Annotated in this window: 16 protein-coding genes; 9 read left to right on the top strand and 7 right to left on the bottom strand. The window is 60.7% G+C overall.

Annotated features, from left to right (window positions below):
* Positions 1 to 7 precede the first annotated feature (7 nt).
* The 4 genes from ICY20_RS14195 to ICY20_RS14180 all read right to left on the bottom strand — a co-directional run bounded on the left by ICY20_RS14195 (position 8) and on the right by ICY20_RS14180 (position 4916).
* Positions 8 to 1678 carry a bifunctional protein-serine/threonine kinase/phosphatase gene (locus ICY20_RS14195; RefSeq protein ID WP_194937763.1) on the bottom strand — a complete coding sequence of 557 codons (1671 nt, stop codon included), beginning with the start codon at positions 1676 to 1678 and terminating at the stop codon, positions 8 to 10.
* Positions 1678 to 2889, bottom strand: coding sequence for a nitrate/nitrite transporter (locus ICY20_RS14190; protein WP_159958460.1), 1212 nt, complete (start codon positions 2887 to 2889; stop codon positions 1678 to 1680). Before ICY20_RS14190 ends, ICY20_RS14195 begins: the two co-directional genes overlap by 1 nt.
* 212 nt (positions 2890 to 3101) lie before the next feature.
* Positions 3102 to 3677 carry an ANTAR domain-containing response regulator gene (locus ICY20_RS14185; protein WP_122512800.1) on the bottom strand — a complete coding sequence of 192 codons (576 nt, stop codon included), beginning with the start codon at positions 3675 to 3677 and terminating at the stop codon, positions 3102 to 3104.
* 12 nt (positions 3678 to 3689) lie between these two features.
* A complete protein-coding gene (locus tag ICY20_RS14180; protein WP_194937762.1) occupies positions 3690 to 4916 on the bottom strand; it encodes a CmpA/NrtA family ABC transporter substrate-binding protein in 1227 nt (408 codons plus the stop codon).
* A gap of 296 nt (positions 4917 to 5212) precedes the next feature.
* Between ICY20_RS14180 and sctC the strand changes: the two genes are divergently transcribed.
* The 5 genes from sctC (at position 5213) to ICY20_RS14155 (ending at position 8954) form a co-directional block, all read left to right on the top strand.
* Positions 5213 to 6613 carry a type III secretion system outer membrane ring subunit SctC gene (gene sctC, locus ICY20_RS14175; RefSeq protein WP_228758418.1) on the top strand — a complete coding sequence of 467 codons (1401 nt, stop codon included), beginning with the start codon at positions 5213 to 5215 and terminating at the stop codon, positions 6611 to 6613.
* Positions 6614 to 6628: 15 nt separating this feature from the next.
* Positions 6629 to 6853 (top strand): FliM/FliN family flagellar motor switch protein, encoded by a 225-nt coding sequence (locus tag ICY20_RS14170; RefSeq protein WP_159958454.1) that lies wholly within the window; start codon positions 6629 to 6631, stop codon positions 6851 to 6853.
* 143 nt (positions 6854 to 6996) lie between these two features.
* On the top strand, positions 6997 to 7395 hold the full coding sequence (locus ICY20_RS14165) for a winged helix-turn-helix domain-containing protein (protein ID WP_194937760.1): 399 nt from the start codon (positions 6997 to 6999) through the stop codon (positions 7393 to 7395).
* 34 nt (positions 7396 to 7429) lie between these two features.
* Positions 7430 to 7849, top strand: a complete 420-nt coding sequence (locus ICY20_RS14160) for a transglycosylase SLT domain-containing protein (RefSeq protein WP_228758417.1) — start codon at positions 7430 to 7432, stop codon at positions 7847 to 7849.
* A gap of 85 nt (positions 7850 to 7934) precedes the next feature.
* Positions 7935 to 8954 (top strand): quinone-dependent dihydroorotate dehydrogenase, encoded by a 1020-nt coding sequence (locus ICY20_RS14155; protein WP_194937759.1) that lies wholly within the window; start codon positions 7935 to 7937, stop codon positions 8952 to 8954.
* A gap of 212 nt (positions 8955 to 9166) precedes the next feature.
* Here the strand turns inward: ICY20_RS14155 and rmf are convergent, their stop codons facing one another.
* A complete protein-coding gene (rmf, locus tag ICY20_RS14150) occupies positions 9167 to 9382 on the bottom strand; it encodes a ribosome modulation factor (protein WP_002553055.1) in 216 nt (71 codons plus the stop codon).
* Between the two features lie 532 nt (positions 9383 to 9914).
* Here rmf and rlmKL point away from each other — a divergent pair.
* Positions 9915 to 12179, top strand: a complete 2265-nt coding sequence (gene rlmKL, locus ICY20_RS14145; RefSeq protein WP_159958446.1) for a bifunctional 23S rRNA (guanine(2069)-N(7))-methyltransferase RlmK/23S rRNA (guanine(2445)-N(2))-methyltransferase RlmL — start codon at positions 9915 to 9917, stop codon at positions 12177 to 12179.
* Positions 12180 to 12412: 233 nt separating this feature from the next.
* The gene (locus tag ICY20_RS14140; protein WP_194937758.1) at positions 12413 to 14812 is read left to right on the top strand and encodes a sensor domain-containing diguanylate cyclase; all 2400 of its coding nucleotides are present in this window, start codon (positions 12413 to 12415) and stop codon (positions 14810 to 14812) included.
* A 135-nt stretch (positions 14813 to 14947) separates the two neighbouring features.
* Here the strand turns inward: ICY20_RS14140 and dacB are convergent, their stop codons facing one another.
* Positions 14948 to 16408: a D-alanyl-D-alanine carboxypeptidase/D-alanyl-D-alanine endopeptidase gene (gene dacB / locus ICY20_RS14135; RefSeq protein WP_194937757.1), complete on the bottom strand. Its 1461-nt coding sequence runs from the start codon at positions 16406 to 16408 to the stop codon at positions 14948 to 14950.
* 237 nt (positions 16409 to 16645) lie between these two features.
* Between dacB and ICY20_RS14130 the strand changes: the two genes are divergently transcribed.
* Positions 16646 to 16990: a YggL family protein gene (locus ICY20_RS14130; RefSeq protein WP_016979277.1), complete on the top strand. Its 345-nt coding sequence runs from the start codon at positions 16646 to 16648 to the stop codon at positions 16988 to 16990.
* Positions 16991 to 17027: 37 nt separating this feature from the next.
* Here ICY20_RS14130 and ICY20_RS14125 read toward each other — a convergent pair whose 3' ends face one another.
* Positions 17028 to 18218 (bottom strand): benzoate/H(+) symporter BenE family transporter, encoded by a 1191-nt coding sequence (locus tag ICY20_RS14125; protein ID WP_194937756.1) that lies wholly within the window; start codon positions 18216 to 18218, stop codon positions 17028 to 17030.
* A 214-nt stretch (positions 18219 to 18432) separates the two neighbouring features.
* Between ICY20_RS14125 and ICY20_RS14120 the strand changes: the two genes are divergently transcribed.
* A complete protein-coding gene (locus tag ICY20_RS14120) occupies positions 18433 to 19197 on the top strand; it encodes a GntR family transcriptional regulator (RefSeq protein ID WP_135288557.1) in 765 nt (254 codons plus the stop codon).
* The last annotated feature ends 101 nt before the right edge of the window (positions 19198 to 19298 follow it).

Raw genomic sequence — 19298 nt, 5'->3', positions numbered from 1 at the left:
GAAAAAGTCAGCTGTGAAAAAGGGAATACAGCAACACCAGATTGATCAGCATCGACACCAGCCCCAAAGTGCGCCAGACCTTCAAGGGTTCTCGCTCCAGCAAGGGCTTGGGGCGGATGCTCAGTTCCTGCCGGTCTGCCTGTTCCAGTACCAACAGCCATTCTTCGGCGGTTTCATAACGTTGCGCCGGTAATGCCGCGACCGCGCGTTCAAGGCTGAGGGGCAACCAATCCGGCAGGTCTGGGCGATAACGGCTGGCGCTGACAGGCTGGGTAAACCGGGGCCGTTGGAAGGCCTCGATTTCACCGTAGGGGTAATGCCCGGTCAGCAGGTAATAGAGGGTGACGCCTACGCTGTATAAATCCTGTTGGGCCGTGGGATGCTCGCCGCTGAACGCCTCGGGGGCGATAAAACTCGGGGTGCCCGGCAGTGCATGGGCGCGATCTTCCGAGAGCCCTGGGCAATAGGCCAAACCGAAATCCAGTACGCGCAGTTCACCATCGTCCCCCAGCAGCAGGTTTTCCGGCTTGATATCGCGGTGCAGGATCTGCCGTCGATGCAACAGGCCTACTGCTCGCAGCAGCCTTTCGGCAATTGACTGCCATTGCGCCAGGGGCAGCGGGCCCTGACGCTTGAACAGTTCTGCGAGGGTCTGGCCGGAATATTCGCGCATCACGTAGTACAAATGCTGACGCCCGCTGGCGGCGTGAACTTCAGGAAACGCCCGCCCTGCAACCCGCCGCAGAAACCACTCTTCCGACAGCAAGGCCTGGCCGGCGTCATTGTCATCGTCATGGGTCAACGGTAGGGTTTTCAGCAGCCAGGCTTGCTGCTGGGCATCGCGTACCCGATACAGCAATGACTGTCGGCTCTGCGCCAATACGGTTTCGACCTGCCATCCTTCAAACTGTTGGCCGGCCTTCAAGGTGGGCGGCAGTGGCCATTGTTGTAACTGCACCAGTGCATCGCCGAGGGTGGCCGCGCCAAGGGCGTCGACGCGCACCAGCAGGGCGCTGGCATTGTCCTGGCTACCCGCCAGGTGCGCCGCGTTCACCAAGGTGGTGACTGCCAGATTCAGGTCCGCTTGCTCCCGCAGGATCGCGCTGATGCTGTGATCACCCAAGGTTGCCCAGACGCCATCGCTGAGCAGCAGGAAGCACTCACCGGCACGCAACTGGCCGTCGAGAAAGTCCACGACCAAGTGTTGATCCAGCCCAAGGGCGCGTTTGAGCACATGCTGCATGCCCGGTTGCTCCCACACGTGATCTTCACTGATGCGTTGCAACTCGCCGTCCAGCCAGCGATACGCCCGGCAATCGCCGACATGGGCCAGGGTAAAGCGCTGGCCGCGCAATACCAGGGCACTGAGGGTGGTGAGCAACGGCTGGCCACCGCCATTGGCCTGCAGCCAGCGATTCTGCGCCAGCAGCAAACGCTCCAGGGCCTGGGCCACGCTCCAGGTCTGCGGCGTGGCGTAATAGTCCAGCGCCAGGGCCTGCAAGGTCGAACGCGCTGCCAGCCCACCGTCGGCGCATTGGCTGACACCATCCGCCATGGCGCACAGGTAACCTTTGCTCGCGGCCAGTTCGGCTACGGGCGTTACCACCCGCAGCGCGTCCTGGTTTTCTGCCCGCGGGCCGATGGCGCTGGCTTGGGCGATGCTCAGTTGCAGGCTCATCAGACCCGCGCAGCCGTCACGGCAGCCGAGCCCCAGGTGGTTCTCCAGCGACGCTTCACGCCGTGCAGGCCAAACCAGGCCAGTACGCCTAAGCTTGCGAACAACCACAGGGCCAACTGATAGCTGCCGGTGCTTTGCTTGATCGCACCCATGCCCGCCGCCAAGGCGAAACCACCGATGCCACCGGCCATGCCGATCAGCCCGGTCATCACGCCGATTTCACGGCGGAATCGTTGTGGCACCAGTTGGAACACTGCGCCGTTGCCTGCGCCGAGACCCAGCATGGTGCAGATGAAAAGTGCCAGTGCCGCGTAGGAGCTTGGCAGGTTGAACCCCACCGCCGCGATGCAGATCGCTGCCACGCTGTACATGCCCAGCAGGGTACGAATCCCGCCGAATCGGTCTGCCAGTGCTCCACCCAGTGGGCGCATCAGGCTGCCGCCGAACACGCACGCGGCGGTGTAGTAGCCAGCAGTGACCGGGCTCAGGCCGTACTGGTCGTTGAAGTAGCCGGGCAGGGCGCTGGCCAGGCCAATAAAGCCGCCGAAGGTCACGCTGTAGAAGAACATGAACCACCAGCTGTCGCGGTCGCCCAAAGCCTTGAAGTAGTCGGCCATGGACTTGGCTTTCGGCCGCTCAGGCGCATTACGCGCCAGCCAGGCAAACACGATCAGGGTGAGGATCAGTGGGATCAGCGCAAAGCCAAACACATTGCTCCAGCCAAATGCGGCTGCCAACACCGGTGCCAACAACGCAGCAAACACGGTGCCGGAGTTGCCGGCGCCGGCGATGCCCATCGCCTTGCCCTGGTGTTCAGCGGGGTACCACTGGGATGCGAGGGGCAGGGCAACCGCAAATGAAGCGCCGGCCATGCCCAGGAACACGCCCAGCAACAGGGCTTGTTCGTAGCTGTGGATGCCCAGCTTCCACGCGCCGAACAACGCCACGATCACAATGACCTGGCCGATCAGCCCGGCAGTCTTGGGCGACAGCTTGTCGGCCAGCATGCCCATCAGGAAACGCAGCACCGCGCCGGCCAGGATCGGCGTCGCCACCATCAGGCCACGCTGTTGGGTGGTCAGGTGCAGGTCGGCGGCGATTTGGATCGCCAGCGGGCCCAGCAGGTACCAGACCATGAAGCTCAGGTCGAAATACAGGAACGCGGCAAACAGGGTCGGGGTGTGCCCGGATTTCCAGAAGCTTGATTTCATCACGCACCTCAACGGTTGGGAGTCTTGTAAGAAGGCCTGGTGATGGAACAGCCGGTTACGGCCGCCCCACCGATCCCGTGCTATCGGGACCAAAACAAAAAAACGCCGCCACCTGGTTCGCGTGGGCAAACCGGGTGTGCGACGTCTTTGTCGTGTGTGGGGCAACCGCCGTTGGTTACCTGTAAATATTCTTTAGCAAGAGCTGAGCCACATCAGCCAAGCAGCTCGCTCATGGCGATGATCTGCTCCGCCACCTGGATCAGTTTCTGCTGGCGGCTCATGGCTTGGCGGCGCATCAGCGTGTAGGCCTCTTCTTCATTGCAGTGCTTCATTTTCATCAGCATGCCCTTGGCCAGCTCGATGCGCTTGCGTTCGGCCAGTTGCTGATCGCGTGCCTGCAGCTCGGCGCGCAAGGCCTGGTCGCTTTCGAAGCGGGCCATGGCCACATCGAGGATCGGTTGCAGGCGCTGGGCCTGGATGCCTTCGACAATGTAGGCGCTGACGCCGGACTTGATGGCCTGGCGCATCACATTCGGGTCGTGCTCATCGGTAAACATTACAATCGGCCGGGGTTGATCGCGGCTCACCAGCACCACTTGTTCCATCACATCGCGGCCGGGTGACTCGGTATCGATCAAGATCACGTCCGGGCGCACCGTTTCGACGCGTGCGGGCAGGTCGATGATCAGGCCAGACTCATCGATCACCTCGAACCCGGCCTCGATCAGCGCCGTTCTGAGGCGACCGACCTTGCGGGGTGTGTCGTTGATCAGCAGGATTCGCAACATAACGTCCTCCTGTCAGCGCAAGGCTTGGCGGCTGGCGTGGTCGGCCAGGGCATGCAGGCGGAAGCTGCGGGCGTAGGCTGCCGGGTCGGAGCCGTCCCAGATTTTTCCGTCGATCAACTGGCTGCTGCGCATGTCTTTGGCGGTGGCCGTAACGCCCATTGCTTGCGCTGCCTGGCGATAAAGCGCGAGTTGTTGTACCTGGCGGGCAACGCCGAGGTAGTCGGGGTCTTCGCGCAACAAGCCCCAGCGGCGGAATTGGGTCATGAACCACATGCCATCGCAGAGATAAGGCAGGTTCACCTCGCCATTGGCAAAAAATCGAAGGGCGTGGGGGTCTTGCCACTGGTTGCCCAGGCCATCGTCGTAGTCGCCCAACAACCGTGGTTCGATGCAGTCGAGTGGGGCGTCAAGGTACTCGCGGCCGCTGAGCAATTGTGCGGTTGACCGGCGGTTTTCGGTGCTTTCTTCTATAAAGCGGCTGGCCTCCAGGATTGCCATCACCAGTACACGGGCTGTGTTCGGGTATTGATCGACGAAGGCCTGAGTGCAGCCGAGAACCTTTTCCGGATGATTCGGCCAGATCGCCTGGGTGGTCGCCAGGGTAAAGCCCTGATTTTGTTTTACCGCGCTGGCACACCAGGGTTCGCCGACACAAAAGCCATCGATGCGTCCGGCTTGCAGGTGCGCGACCATTTGCGGAGGCGGCACCACCACGCTGTCCACATCCTGTAACGGATGAATACCCTGGCTCGCCAGCCAGTAATACAGCCACATGGCGTGGGTGCCCGTGGGAAAGGTCTGGGCGAAGGTCAGTTTTGTACGGCTTTGGTGCACGTGGCGGTCCAGTGCTTCAGGAGTGGTCACGCCTTGCTGTTGCAGGCCACGGGACAGGTTGATGCTCTGGCCGTTCTGGTTGAGCCCCATCAGCACCGCCATGTCGGTGGGCGCCACGCCGCCGATGCCCAAGTGCACGGCATAGATCAGCCCGTACAGGCTGTGGGCGGCGTCGAGTTCGCCGCTGACCAGTTTGTCCCGCAGGTTGGCCCATGAAGACTGGCGTTTGAGGTTTAACGTCAAACCATAAGGTTGGGCGAAGCCCTGGGTGGCGGCCACCACCAGTGAGGCGCAATCGGTCAAGGCCATGAAGCCAAGGTCGAGGCTGCTCTTCTCCGGGGCATCACTGCCGTTGACCCAAGCCAGTGGATCGTTTATCGGGCTGTTGCCGGCCGAATCGTTCATCAACACCTACCTTTTCCTGCAAAAAAAGCGCCGTTCCCTCAGATGGCAGTGCAAGCCATTGCGGGTAACGACGCCTTTGTCTGTAAGCGCGCTCCGTCGTTGGCGCGGGCTCTTGTAGGGAGTTCATAGCAAGGCACATGCCATGGGCCGATGAGCGCGGCGGGCCGTCAACTTTCCATCAAGATTGAAACCGGGCAGCCTTTCAGTATGGCCGCTTCTTAATGCCAGGCTGCCCAGGAATCTCTACGGTGTACGCTGTCTTTCCCTCCACGATTTTCCGCTTCCGGTGGCTGCTTATGGCGCTGCTACTGGGAGGTGCGCCCGCCTGGGGTGAGGTTTATCGGGCGCAGGATGAAAGCCTGCATACCGTCTTTACGGCGCTGTCGATTCCACTGGGGTTGCCCATCGTGGTCAGTCGAACGGTGGCGCTTACGCGTTTCAGTGGGGTATTGGATCTCGATGCCCCGCAACAGGCCTTGCAGGCCGTTGTTTCCCAGCATGACTTGATCGAGTACAGCGATGGGCAGGCGATGTACGTCTATGACGCCAACGAGGCCAAGAGCTCGGCAGTGGCGTTGCGGCATATCTCAGTCGAGCGGTTTCGTGGCCTCATGCGTCGCTCGGGGCTCGATGAGTCACGCTACCCTCTGCGCGAGGCTGGTGGGCGGACGTTTTATGTGTCTGGCCCGCCGAATTACGTCGACCAGGTGTTGCGCCTGGCCCAACTGATGGACCGCCAGCGCGCAGCACTGCGGGTGGGCACCCAGGCTTTTGGGGTGGTGCAGGTGCTCAATACCCATGTGGCGGACCGTCAGTACACCATGGGCGACGGCCCGGTCACAGTGCCGGGCATGGCTTCGATGATCGAAACCCTCTTGGCAGGTGAACAAAAAGGCCCGCTTGCTGACAAGAGCCTTGCGCTCATTGCGTACCCGGACACCAACAGCCTGCTGATCAAGGGCCGCCCGGAGCAGGTGAAGATCATTGAGCGATTGGTGGCTGAGCTGGACATGCCCAAGCGGCCGGTCGAGGTCTCGTTGTGGCTGGTAGACATTGAGCGCCGTGAGTTGAAGGCGCTTGGCCTTGAATGGGACAGCGAAACCAAGGCCACAACCACGCGAATCATGGAGCCTCTGGAAGATAATCGCATGATGGCGCAGATCGCTGTGCTGGAGCGTCGCCGGCGCGCGAGGGTTGTCACGTTGCCAGCGATCCTCACCCAGGAAAATGTGCCGGCGCTGTTCCAGGACAACCACACCTTTTATCTGCCGGGCCCTGGAGAAGCTCCCGCCGACTGGAAGCCTGTGCAATACGGCGCCCGTGTCAGCGTGCTGCCACGCTTTACCGAGGGGCACCAGATCGAGATGCTTTTGGCTATTGAGGACGGCCGCCAGGTAGCCGAAGCAGGCCGCCGCGCTAAACCAACAGCGGTGGGCCGGGTTGGCCTCAGCAGTGTGGTGCGTGTGCCACAGGGAAAGCGGTTATGGCTGGGGGCGTTCCAACGGGAAGCGCGCTTGGGGCGCAGTGCAGCAACTGGCGGGTCAGCCGAGGTCCGTTTGTTTGTCATTCAGGCTCGGGCAGTGGGTGACGAGTTGAAGACCACGGCCGGGGGGATCGGGCCACCACCGTTGACTGCGGCGCAGTACGAGCGGGTGCAACGCGCGTTTATGCGGCCGGGTCACTCTGATTCTCCGTGATTAAGGCGTTAACCCATGCATCTGGAAATTCTGCTTCAGGAACAACTGGTCAGCCGCAAGCGCCTTGCCGCCTTTGCGCCAGGCAAGGTATTGCCATTGGCGCCTGATGTTATTCATTGCGTGGAAGTGAGGGTCAATGGCCAGTTATGTGCCTTGGGCGAGTTGGTGCAGTTGGAGGACCGGTTGGGGGTTGAATTGCACGAGGTTTATCAGGCGTGGGGGCCCGGCGGGGTTGCATAGAGAAATATCTTACGGGGCAGTTCCGAAGCGCACTGGATCTATGGGCTTTTTCCTAGGGAGGGTGCCAGGTCGAGTCTCTATAGTCCCGGCGTTAGCACTGGAAAGAAGGGCTTAAATGTCAGTAGTTGGACGCAGAGGTGGTTATGGCCGTCGTGAATGATGGGGGGACGGCGACTTCTCTGATCTTCTCCCGTTGGACCCTTCACCCGGAGGGTCGTCTGATCGGTGATGACTCGGATGTTCAATTACCGCCCAAGGAGTGGCAAGTCCTGCGGCTGCTGCTGCTCTCCGGCGGAGCGTTGATGACCAAGGACCGATTGCTGGAAATGGCTTGGCCCCAGGGAGAGGTGGCCGAGGAGTCATTGACCCGTTGCATATATTCCCTGCGTAAATACCTTGGGGCTGACAAAGTGTTCATCAAGACAATCTACGGAAGGGGGTACCGTTTTACCTGTGCGGTGAGGGTCGAGTGGCAAGGGGCAGGTGCCAATGACTGCGTGGAGCAGGTGTGTTCGGCTTGTGGCCAGGCCCGCCGTGGGTAGGCGCTGGTACAAATATCTATTGTTCGGGTTACTGATGGGCGGCAACCAGGCGCATGCCTATTGTTGGGCCGAGGTCGGCAGCCAGTTCGATATTGAGCCGGAGTTGCTGCAGGCAATCGCTGCCGTGGAGTCTGGGTACCGCGCGGATGCGATGAACCTCGCCAACCGTAACGGCACCCGGGACATCGGCCTGATGCAAATTAACAGTATCCATCTGCCTCGCTTGTCACAATTGGGCATTACCGAGGAACGTCTTTTGGCTGAGCCCTGCCTGTCGGTGGAGGTGGGAGCCTCGATTCTTGCCGAATTCATCCAGCGCTTTGGCTACAACTGGACGGCCATCGGCGCCTACAATGCGGGGTCGGGTGCCGGGCCTGAGCGTGAGGCATTGCGCATGCAGTACGCGCAGAAGATATGGGCGCGTTATGAGGAGCTGGTGTCGCAGCGCTATTGATGATTGGGCGTCACGCCTCGCACGCAACCCGCTACCCCGGCTATAATCGCCGCCACCTTTCGCCGCCACCGAGTCTAGCCCGCCCATGTATACCCTGGCCCGCCAGCTGTTGTTCAAACTCTCCCCGGAAACTTCCCACGATCTGTCCCTGGACCTGATCGGTGCCGGTGGCCGCCTGGGGCTCAATGGCCTGGTCTGCAAGGCACCGGCAAAAATGCCGGTGTCTGTGATGGGGCTGGAGTTTCCCAACCCGGTCGGGTTGGCGGCGGGCCTGGACAAGAACGGTGCGGCCATCGACGGCTTCGCGCAATTGGGTTTCGGTTTTGTCGAAATCGGCACCGTGACCCCGCGCCCGCAGCCGGGTAACCCCAAGCCGCGTATTTTCCGCTTGCCTGAAGCCGAGGCAATCATCAACCGCATGGGCTTCAACAACCTGGGCGTCGATCATTTGCTGTCGCGGGTTGAGGCGGCCAAGTACAAGGGCATCCTGGGGATCAATATCGGCAAGAACTTCGATACCCCGGTCGAGCGTGCGGTGGATGACTACCTGATCTGCCTGGACAAGGTCTACGCCCACGCCAGCTACGTGACCGTCAATGTCAGCTCGCCCAACACCCCTGGCTTGCGCAGCCTGCAGTTCGGTGATTCCCTCAAGCAATTGCTCGAAGCCTTGCGCCAGCGCCAGGAAGACCTGGCCGTGCGCCATGGCAAACGTGTACCGCTGGCGATCAAGATCGCCCCAGACATGAGCGACGAAGAAACAGTACTGGTGGCTCAGGCGTTGTTGGATTCGGGCATGGACGCGGTGATTGCCACCAACACCACTCTCAGTCGTGTTGGCGTTGAAGGCCTGGCCCATGGTGACGAAGCAGGTGGCCTGTCGGGTGCCCCAGTGCGCGAGCAGAGCACTCACATCGTCAAGGTATTGGCCGCTGAGTTGGCCGGGCGTTTGCCGATCATCGCCGCAGGCGGTATCACCGAGGGCAAGCACGCGGCCGAGAAAATCGCCGCGGGCGCCAGCCTGGTGCAGCTGTACTCCGGTTTTATCTACAAGGGCCCGGCGCTGATTCGCCAGTCGGTGGATGCAATCGCAGCATTGCGCTGATGCTTTAAGGTGGGAGGGGGCTTGCCCCCGATGGCGGTGTGTCAGTCAACAGATTCATTGGCTGATCCACTGCAATCGGGGGCAAGCCCCCTCCCACATTAAAAAGGGCTCCATAAAGGAGCCCCCTGGGCCGAAGCCCGCCGCCCGGATAGGACGTGCGTGGTTAAGTCGTTAAATCTTCAACAGTGGTATGTCGGAATTAAGTGCCCTGATTAGCCGACGGCGTGAAGTTCGTTGAGTCTGTGGATTCCCGCAGTGCCAGTCATACCGTCCCAGTTGTCGCCGCGTCCTTCTCGCCAGCCGTTGATCCAGGCTTGGCGTACCGACGGTAGAGTAAATGGGCAAAGCTCACGGGATTTGCCATGAACGCCATATTGATATCCGCGTAAAAATGCTCTTTCCAACGGATCACGCTTAAGTCTTCTCATAGGGTGTTTCCCTCACTTGTTGACTGTCTTGATATCCTTCGGCCTCGTCTGAGGCCGGGCAGAGTTTTTCTGCCGTTGGTGGGCTCGCTGCCGGCGTGGCGAGCCGATGTGTCGGCGTCGTTACGGCGCCAACCTGTGTTGAGTTCTAACCAATAGGTCACATGGATTCAATGATCGTTTTGTCATAAGCACGTAACGATAACGATGCTATAGCCATAAGCTGGGATGGCTTTTCGCCCCATTTATGGGGCAAAGCCAGCTATGATGCACCCTGCGATGGAGGCGGGTTTAATCCTTTAGTGAGAATGCCCGCTCGTTGCAGTCGGTTATTATTCGACGAAGGGTCGGAATATTTCCTTTTGTTGCACCACATTATTGATCTGCCCCGTCAATCAAGGCCTGCGGGCCCGGCAGGCGGGGTGGGACGGCACATTCGTGCCACGCGAGTACTCTTCAAGAAAAGTGCTTGATTGAAAACCGAACCGGCGATGCGTTGCCCGTTCATTTATTGCTGAAAAGCCTGGAATGCCCCATGTCGGACCGTTTTGAACTCTTCCTCACTTGCCCCAAAGGCCTCGAAGGCCTGCTGATCGAGGAAGCCGTCGGGCTTGGCCTTGAGGAAGCCCGCGAGCATACCTCGGCCGTGCGCGGCATGGCCGACATGGAAACCGCCTACCGTCTGTGCCTTTGGTCACGCCTGGCCAACCGCGTGCTGCTGGTGCTCAAGCGCTTCCCGATGAAGGACGCCGAAGACCTCTACCACGGCGTGCTGGATATCGAATGGGCCGACCACATGGTCCCGGACGGCACCCTCGCCGTCGAATTCAGCGGTCATGGCTCGGGCATCGACAACACCCACTTCGGCGCGCTGAAGGTCAAGGATGCGATTGTCGACAAGCTGCGCACCCCGACTGGCGAACGCCCATCCATCGACAAGATCAACCCGGACCTGCGCATTCACCTGCGCCTGGACCGTGGCGAAGCCATCCTCTCCCTCGACCTGTCTGGCCACAGCCTGCACCAGCGCGGCTATCGCCTGCAGCAGGGCGCGGCGCCGTTGAAGGAAAACCTGGCGGCCGCGATCCTGATTCGCGCCGGCTGGCCTCGTATCGCTGCCGAAGGCGGCGCGCTGACTGACCCGATGTGCGGCGTGGGTACCTTCCTGGTGGAGGGCGCGATGATCGCCGCCGACATGGCGCCCAACCTGAATCGTGAACTGTGGGGCTTCACCACCTGGCTCGGCCATGTGCCGGCGCTGTGGAAGAAACTGCACACTGAGGCGAGCGAACGCGCCGCCATTGGCATGAACAAGCCGCCGTTGTGGGTGCGTGGCTATGAAGCCGACCCGCGTCTGATCCAACCCGCACGCAACAACATCGAGCGTGCCGGCCTGAGCCACTGGATCAAGGTCTACCAAGGCGAAGTCGGTACCTTCGAGCCACGCCCGGACCAGAACCAGAAAGGCCTGGTCATCTGCAACCCGCCATACGGCGAGCGTTTGGGTGACGAAGCCAGCCTGTTGTACCTCTACCAGAACCTCGGCGAGCGTTTGCGCCAGGCATGCATGGGCTGGGAAGCGGCGGTGTTCACCGGCGCGCCGGACCTGGGCAAGCGCATGGGCATCCGCAGCCACAAACAGTATTCGTTCTGGAACGGCGCGCTGCCGTGCAAATTGCTGCTGATCAAGGTCAACCCGGATCAGTTCGTTACCGGCGAGCGCCGCACGCCTGAGCAACGCCAGGCCGAACGTGAGCAGGCTGCTTACGATCAAGCCCCGGTCGAGCCGCAAGAGCGCCAGTACAACAAGAACGGCAACCCGATCAAGCCAGCCCCGGCGCCTGTCGTCGAGCAGGCGCGCTTGAGCGAAGGCGGGCAGATGTTCGCCAACCGCCTGCAAAAGAACCTCAAGCTGCTGGGCAAGTGGGCCAAGCGCGAAGGCGTGGATTGCTACCGTGTGTACGATGCCGATATGCCGGAGTACTCCATGGCTATCGACCTGTACCACGATTGGGTGCACGTGCAGGAATACGCCGCGCCTAAGTCCATCGACCCGGAAAAAGCCTCCGCACGCATGTTCGATGCCCTCGCTGCGATTCCCCAGGCGCTGAACATCGACAAGAGCCGCGTGGTGGTCAAGCGCCGCGAGCGTCAGAGCGGCACCAAGCAGTACGAGCGCCAGAGCGCCCAGGGCAAGTTCACTGAAGTCAGCGAAGGCGGCGTGAAGCTGCTGGTCAACCTCACCGACTACCTGGACACCGGCCTGTTCCTGGACCACCGTCCGATGCGCATGCGCATCCAGAAAGAAGCCGCCGGCAAGCGCTTCCTCAACCTGTATTGCTACACCGCCACCGCGAGTGTTCACGCAGCCAAGGGTGGCGCGCGCAGCACTACCAGCGTCGACCTGTCCAAGACTTACCTGGATTGGGCGCGTCGCAACTTCTCGCTCAACGGTTTCTCCGACAAGAACCGCCTGGAGCAGGGTGACGTGATGGCTTGGTTGGAGGCCAGCCGCGATGAATTCGACCTGATCTTCATCGACCCGCCGACCTTCTCCAACTCCAAGCGCATGGAAGGCATCTTCGACGTGCAGCGTGACCACGTGCAATTGCTGGACCTGGCCATGGCCCGCCTGGCACCGGGCGGCGTGCTGTACTTCTCGAACAACTTCCGCAAGTTTGTGCTGGAAGACAACCTCAGCGAACGTTACGCGGTCGAGGAAATCAGCGACAAGACCCTCGACCCGGATTTTGCGCGCAATGCCAAGATCCACCGGGCGTGGAAAATCACCGCGCGCTGATCGCCGTTTTTCGGTACAAGCGAGCTTGTTGTGGCGAGGGAGCTTGCTCCCGCTGGACTGCATAGCGGTCCCCAGCTATTGGGGGCGCTCCGCACCCCAGCGGGAGCAAGCTCCCTCGCCACAGATGCCTGTCCCAATTCCAGCTTTTGCTGGTCAAATACTGGGTCGGTCGCTATAACTTAAGGCCTAGCCAAAGTGACACCCCCCGCACGCTGGCGTTGTGAGTGTTGCCTATGCCGTTGCAAGCCGTTCGCCCGAAAATCCTAGGCTTTATCAGTGAGCAGGCGTCGGCTTGGCTGGTGGCATTGGTGGTGTTATTGGCAGGGTGTGCGCTCACGGCAATCATCGCCTGGGCGGCCTCCGATCTCTATTCCCAGCAGGTGCGCCAGCGCTTTCAGCTGCTGGTCAACGAACGTTATACCCGCCTGCAGGAACGCTTCGAGGACCAGGAGCAACGCCTGAATGCCCTGCGGCGGTTCTTCGTAAATTCCGATGATGTGTCTCGTGAAGAATTCGACGGTTTCGCCGAGCCTTTGCTGTTGCGCACTCGTGCTTATTCCTGGGCGCCGCGGGTGTTTCGCGAGCAGCGCATGGCGTTTGAGCAGGACGTGTCGCGCCAGCGCGGCACGCCGTATGCCATCCGTGAATTGAATGCCGCCGGCGAGCTGGCGCCCGCGTCCGAGCGCGATGAGTATGTGCCGGTGCTGTTTACCCAGACCCAGAGCCTGTTGGGCGCGCCCCTGGGTTTCGACCTGCTGGCCCAGCCACTGCGGCGCGTGACCCTTGAACGGGCGCAAAAGACCGGCAACTTGGCGGTGTCGCAGCCCATGCAACTGGTGGGTGTGGAGCCAGCCTATGCCACCGGGGTTTTGCTGATAGCGCCGGTGAGTCACCAGCCCACTGCCGGGCAATCCCAGAACGAGCCCTACGGTTACGTGATGGCGGTGATCAGCATGCGCCAACTGGTGGCCGACGGGTTGCCCAAGCCGGATCGCGACAATCTGGTGATGGAGATCGTCGACACCTCCGACCTGCAAAAGCGCGTGCTCTACGAATCTGGCAATGCCGTAGGCAGCAGCGATCTCATTGCTGCACGCCGCCTGAGCCTGGGGGATCACGTCTATGTGCTGAGCCTGCGCGCCAGCCAGGTATTTGACCAAGTTAACCATTCGGCCCTGGCCACGATTCTGATTATGGGCGGCCTGCTCAGCCTGCTGCTGAGTGCCTTGCTCTATGTGCTGGTCAGCCAACGCCAGCGCGCGTTAAAAATGGTGGAGCAACGCACCGTGCAACTGCGCTTGCGTGAACACGAGCTGCGTGGCGCCCACGGTCAGTTACGCAGTGTGCTGAACGCCGCCACGCAGGTTGCGATCATTGCCACTGACCTGCGCGGTGTCATCAACACCTTCAACGCCGGAGCCGAGCAGATGCTTGGGTTCAAGGCCGAGCAGGTCGTAGGTAAAGTGACACTCGAAAGCTTGCACACGGCGCAGGAGTTGGAGGCGCGTTCTGCCAGCCTGAGTGTGGCCCTGGGCAAACGCATCCCGGCAAGCCAGGCCATGCTAGTGGATAGCCCCGACACTCTGCACGAAGCCCATGAGTGGTGTCTCGTACGCCAGGACGGCAGCCAGTTAACGGTGAATATGCTGGCCACGGTGCTGCTGGATGATCACGGTTTGTGGGTCGGCCACCTGGCGATTTACCTGGATGTCACCGAACAAAAACGTGCCTACGAGGCACTGGCCGCACGGGACAGGCTGCTGAAAAAACTCAGCGCCCATGTGCCCGGCGGGATCTTCCAGTTCACCCTCGAACCCCAGGACAACTGGCGGTTTATCTATGCCAGCGACGGCATGCGCGACATCTATGAAATCGAGCCCGGCGTGTTGCAACAGGATGCGAGGAAGGCCTTCGAGCGCATCCATCCGTTGGACCTGGAGAGGGTGCGTGCCTCTATTCGTCTGTCGGCATTGCAGTTGAGCCATTGGCGCGAAGAGTATCGCGTACAGCTGCCGCAGCGAGGCCTGCGCTGGATTCGCGGCGAGGCCACCCCGGAAGAATTACCGGGCGGCGGTACGTTGTGGCATGGCTACGTATCGGACATTTCCGATCTCAAGCGGGTGGAGGAAGAGTTGCGGGCGCTGTCGATCACCGACTCTCTCACCGGCATTCATAACCGCCGCTATTTCCAGGACCGCCTCAAGGCCGAGATGGTGCGCCTCAACCGCACATCGGGGGCGTTGTCGCTGATCATGCTGGATATCGATCACTTCAAGCGCATCAACGATCAATATGGTCACGCCGTGGGTGACAGCGTTTTACAGGAGGTGTGCAAGCGCATCAGCCAGCGCCTGCGTCGCACCGATGTGTTCTGTCGATTGGGCGGTGAGGAGTTCATGGTGCTTTGCCCTAACACCGACGGCGAACAGTCCTACAGCCTGGCGATGGAGTTGTGGCAGTCGTTGCGCGATGCGCCGATGGCGCCCGTTGGCATCGTCACCGCCAGCTTTGGTGTGGCCAGCTGGCGGGTGGGTGAAGGGATCGATGGGCTGCTGTTGCGGGCGGATTCGGCCGTGTATGTGGCCAAGCAGGCCGGCCGGGATCGCGTAGAGGCTGAGCGGGTGCAGGCTTGATGGCTTGCACGGAACCCAATGTGGGGCTTGTGTGGGAGGGGGCTTGCTCCCGATAGCGGTGTATCAGTCGACTTATATGCAACTGAACCACCGCCATCGGGAGCAAGCCCCCTCCCACAAGGGACCGCGTTACGCCTAGAGCACCGGGGCAGCAGCCGCAATTTTCGGCTGGCGATACAGGTCCAGCAACACCTGATCCAACACCGACGATGCCCCCCACGGCTTCGGATCATTCAGAATCGCCACCACTGCCCAGGTATTACCGTTGTTATCGCGGCTGAACCCTGAGATGGCGCGCACGGTGTTCAAGGTGCCGGTCTTGACGTGGGCCTCACCGCGCATGGCCGTGGTCTTCAGGCGTTTACGCATGGTGCCGTCGGTGCCGGCAATGGGCATAGAACTGATGAATTCCGCCGCGTAGGGGCTTTTCCAGGCGGCTTGCAGCATCGCCGCCATTTCACGGGCGCTGACCCGCTCGGCACGGGACAGCCCGGAACCGTTCTCCATCACCAGATGCGGTGCGGTGATGCCTTTCTTCGCCAGCCACTGGCGCACTACGCGTTGCGCGGCCTTGGCATCATCACCGTCGGCATCGTTGCGAAACTGCGCGCCCAAGCTGAGGAACAACTGCTGGGCCATGGTGTTGTTACTGTACTTGTTGATGTCGCGGATGATTTCCGCCAGGTCCGGCGAGAACGCTCGGGCCAGCACCTTGGCATCCTTGGGTACTGGTGCCTGGATATCACGGCCCTGGATGGTACCGCCCAGTTCCTGCCAGATCGCCCGCACAGCGCCGGCGGTGTAGGTGGCGTGGTCCAGCAGCGACAGATACGTCTGCGAGCTGCAGCCCTCGGCCAGCTGGCCACTGACCGTCACGGTCACGCTGCCGTCGGCGGCGGTGACCGGGTTGTAGCGCACATCCCCCGTGCACTGCTTGGCGTTGGAGACCTTGACCTGGTTGTCGATGCGGATGCTCGCAATCGGCGGCTCCACCGACACCAGTACTCGGCCAGAATCGTTGCGGGTCACGAAGCGCAAGGCCTTGAGGTTGACCAGCAAGGCATCGGGCTTGACCAGGAACGGTTTGTTTTCGTCGTTGCCGTCATCGTTGAATTCGGGCAATTGCGGCGGGTTGAAGAAGCCACGGTCCAGCACCAGGTCGCCGGTGACTTGTTGCACGCCATTGGCGCGCAGGTCGCGCATCAACAGCCAGAGTTTTTCCATGTTCAGCTTGGGGTCGCCGCCGCCCTTGAGGTACAGGTTGCCATGCAACACGCCACCGCTGAGGGTGCCGTCGGTGTAGAACTCGGTTTTCCACTGGTGGTTGGGGCCGAGCATTTCCAGGGCCGCGTAGGTGGTGACCAGTTTCATGGTGGAGGCCGGGTTCACCGAAACATCAGCGTTGAACACGGTAGGAGTGCCCGGGCCGTTCAGGGGAATCATTACCAAAGACAATGCGGTGTTTTGCAGCTTGGCCTTGGACAGTGCCTGCTGAACATTCGGTGGCAAGGTGTTATTGACGGGGGCGGCGGTAGCGGAGAAAGCCAGTGGCAAAATAAGACCGGCGAGTAGCACTGAACGTAAAGAGTTGATCATAAGGAATAAGACCCTGCTGCTGAGGAGGGTGAAAAAGGCGAGGGGTATGTAAGAAAATCCCTCATTAGTCATGAAAGTGTCGGCATTATGCCCCAAGGTGGGGCCACTTGTAGCTGAACGATAGCGGGTATTCAGCGTTTTTTTTGCCCGCATTGTGCCGCCCGTCCCAGAGAGTCGGGCAATCGCTTCCTTAAACTGCTAAAGTGCCGCCCGTTATTACTTATGAGGATTGTTCCAATGGCGACTAACCGTTCCCAGCGTCTGCGCAAAAAACTGTGCGTTGATGAATTTCAAGAGCTGGGTTTCGAACTGAACCTGGACTTCAACGAAGGCCTGAGTGAAGAAGCTATCGACGCTTTCCTCGAAGCATTCATCAAAGAAGCCATGGAAGCCAACGGCCTTGGCTATGTTGGCGGCGATGACTTCGGTCTGGTTTGCCTGCAGAAGCGCGGCTCGGTTTCCGAAGAGCAACGTGCTGCTGTTGAAGCTTGGCTGAAAACCCGTTCCGAGCTGACCAAGGCTGAAGTCAGCCCGTTGCTGGACGTGTGGTATCCAGAAAAGCCGATCAACGCGGCTAAGTGATACTGAAAAAAACGGCGACCTGAGGGTCGCCGTTTTTTTATGCCTTGCGCCAATTCAGAATTAGCAGCGTCAACACCCCCGCCACAATTCCCCAAAACGCCGACCCGATGGAAAACAGCGTCAAGCCTGACGCCGTGACCATAAAGGTTATCAGCGCCGCTTCCCGTTCCTTCGGCTCATTCATGGCGATGCTCAAGCCATTGATGATCGAGCCAAACAACGCCAACGCCGCAATCGACAGCACCAGTTCCTTGGGCAAGGCTGCGAACAGTGCCGCCAACGTGGCGCCGAACACCCCGGCAATCCCGTAGAACACCCCGCACCACACCGCTGCCGTGTAACGCTTGTTGCGATCCTCATGGGCATGGGGCCCGGTGCAGATCGCCGCGCTGATTGCTGCCAGGTTGATGCCGTGGGAACCGAAGGGTGATAGCACCAGCGAGGCCAGGCCCGTGGCGGTAATCAAAGGCGAGGCCGGTACGTTGTAGCCATCAGCACGCAAAACCGCGACCCCCGGCATGTTCTGCGCGGTCATCGCCACCACGAACAGCGGGATGCCGATGCTGATGGTCGCCGCCAGCGAGAAGTGCGGGGTGGTCCACACCGGCGTCGCCACTTCCAGGTGAAAACCGCTGAAGTCCAGCAGCCCCATCAGCCCGGACAAGACCGTGCCGATCACCAGCGCGGCCAGCACCGCATAACGCGGCGACAGGCGCTTGATGATCAGGTAGGTGAAGAACATTCCCAGTACCAGGCCGGTGCGGTGCTGGGCGGCGACGAAGATCTCGCTGCCGATCTTGAACAAAATTCCGGCCAGCAATGCCGCCGCCAGTGACGCCGGTATGCGTTTGACCAGTTTTTCGAAGCTGCCGGTCAGCCCGCAGATCGTCACCAGCACCGCGCAGGTGATGTAGGCGCCGATGGCTTCGCCGTAACTCACGCCGCCCAGGCTGGTGATCAGCAGCGCCGCGCCGGGTGTGGACCAGGCAATGGTGATCGGCGTGCGATAGCGCAGTGACAGGCCGATGCTGCACACCGCCATGCCGATGGAGATCGCCCAGATCCACGAAGAAATCTGCGCGGTGGTCAAGCCGGCGGCCTGCCCGGCCTGGAACATCAGCACCAGGGAGCTGGTGTAGCCGGTCATCATGGCGATGAAACCGGCGACGATGGCCGATGCAGAGGTGTCGGCCAGCGGGCGCAGGGGCGCTTGGGTGGCGTCGGGCATAGAAAGGTGTTCCTTTAACCAGAGAAGTTGCGGATTCAAGCCTAAACTCAAACGTAACCACTCATTGCAATACAGCCGAAGCCGTAAACAGCCGTACAGTGTGTTGGCGCAATCGGTTGTGTACAATGTGCCCTGTTTTTAGGTGATACTTGCCAGCAACCTGTTGTTGCCGTATTACCGTTATTTCGCCGCCGTTCTCCCGACCCGAGTGCCCATGAACGAACAGTTGCAACCTCTCAAGAAAACACCGCGAGCTGGCAAGGCCGGTCGCAGCGGCACCCAGGACGATATCGTCTACGCGCATATCTTCGAGGCCATTCTCGAACAACGCCTGGCACCCGGTACCAAATTGAGTGAAGAGGCACTGGGCGAAATCTTCGGTGTGAGCCGCACCATCATCCGCCGTGCGCTCTCGCGCCTGGCCCATGAAGGCGTGGTGCTGCTGCGGCCCAATCGCGGCGCAGTGGTTGCCAGCCCAAGTGTCGAAGAAGCCCGCCAGGTGTTTATGGCGCGGCGTCTGGTGGAGCGGGCGATTACTGAATTGGCCGTGCAGCACGCCACAGCCGAGCAACTGGCCGAGTTGCGCCAGATGGTCAACGACGAGCGCGACAGCTTCTCCCGTGGCGACCGCGGTGCGGGTATCCGCCTCTCCGGCGAATTCCACCTCAAGCTGGCCGAAGCGGCCAAGAATGCGCCGCTGATCAGCTTCCAGCGCAGCCTGGTATCCCAGACCTCATTGATCATCGCCCAGTACGAAAGCGGTAACCGCTCGCACTGCTCGTACGATGAACACACCCAGTTGATCGACGCGATCGAAGCGCGAGACGCGGTGTTGGCGGTGGATTTGATGATGCATCACATGGATCACATCGACAGCAAGCTCAACCTCGATGAAGAGAGCGCGTCGGATGATTTGCATGCGGTGTTTTCGCATTTGTTGCAGACCAAGAAGCCAGGGCGTTCGTCGATCAAGCTGTAGTTTCCCTGGCTTAATGGGGACCAAAAATGTGGGAGGGGGCTTGCCCCCGATTGCAGAGTGTCAGTCACTGAATGAGTAGACTGATACACCGCTATCGGGGG

Source organism: Pseudomonas pisciculturae (genome assembly GCF_015461805.1).
Classification (GTDB): domain Bacteria; phylum Pseudomonadota; class Gammaproteobacteria; order Pseudomonadales; family Pseudomonadaceae; genus Aquipseudomonas; species Aquipseudomonas pisciculturae.
This window is presented reverse-complemented; position numbering and strand designations above follow the sequence as displayed.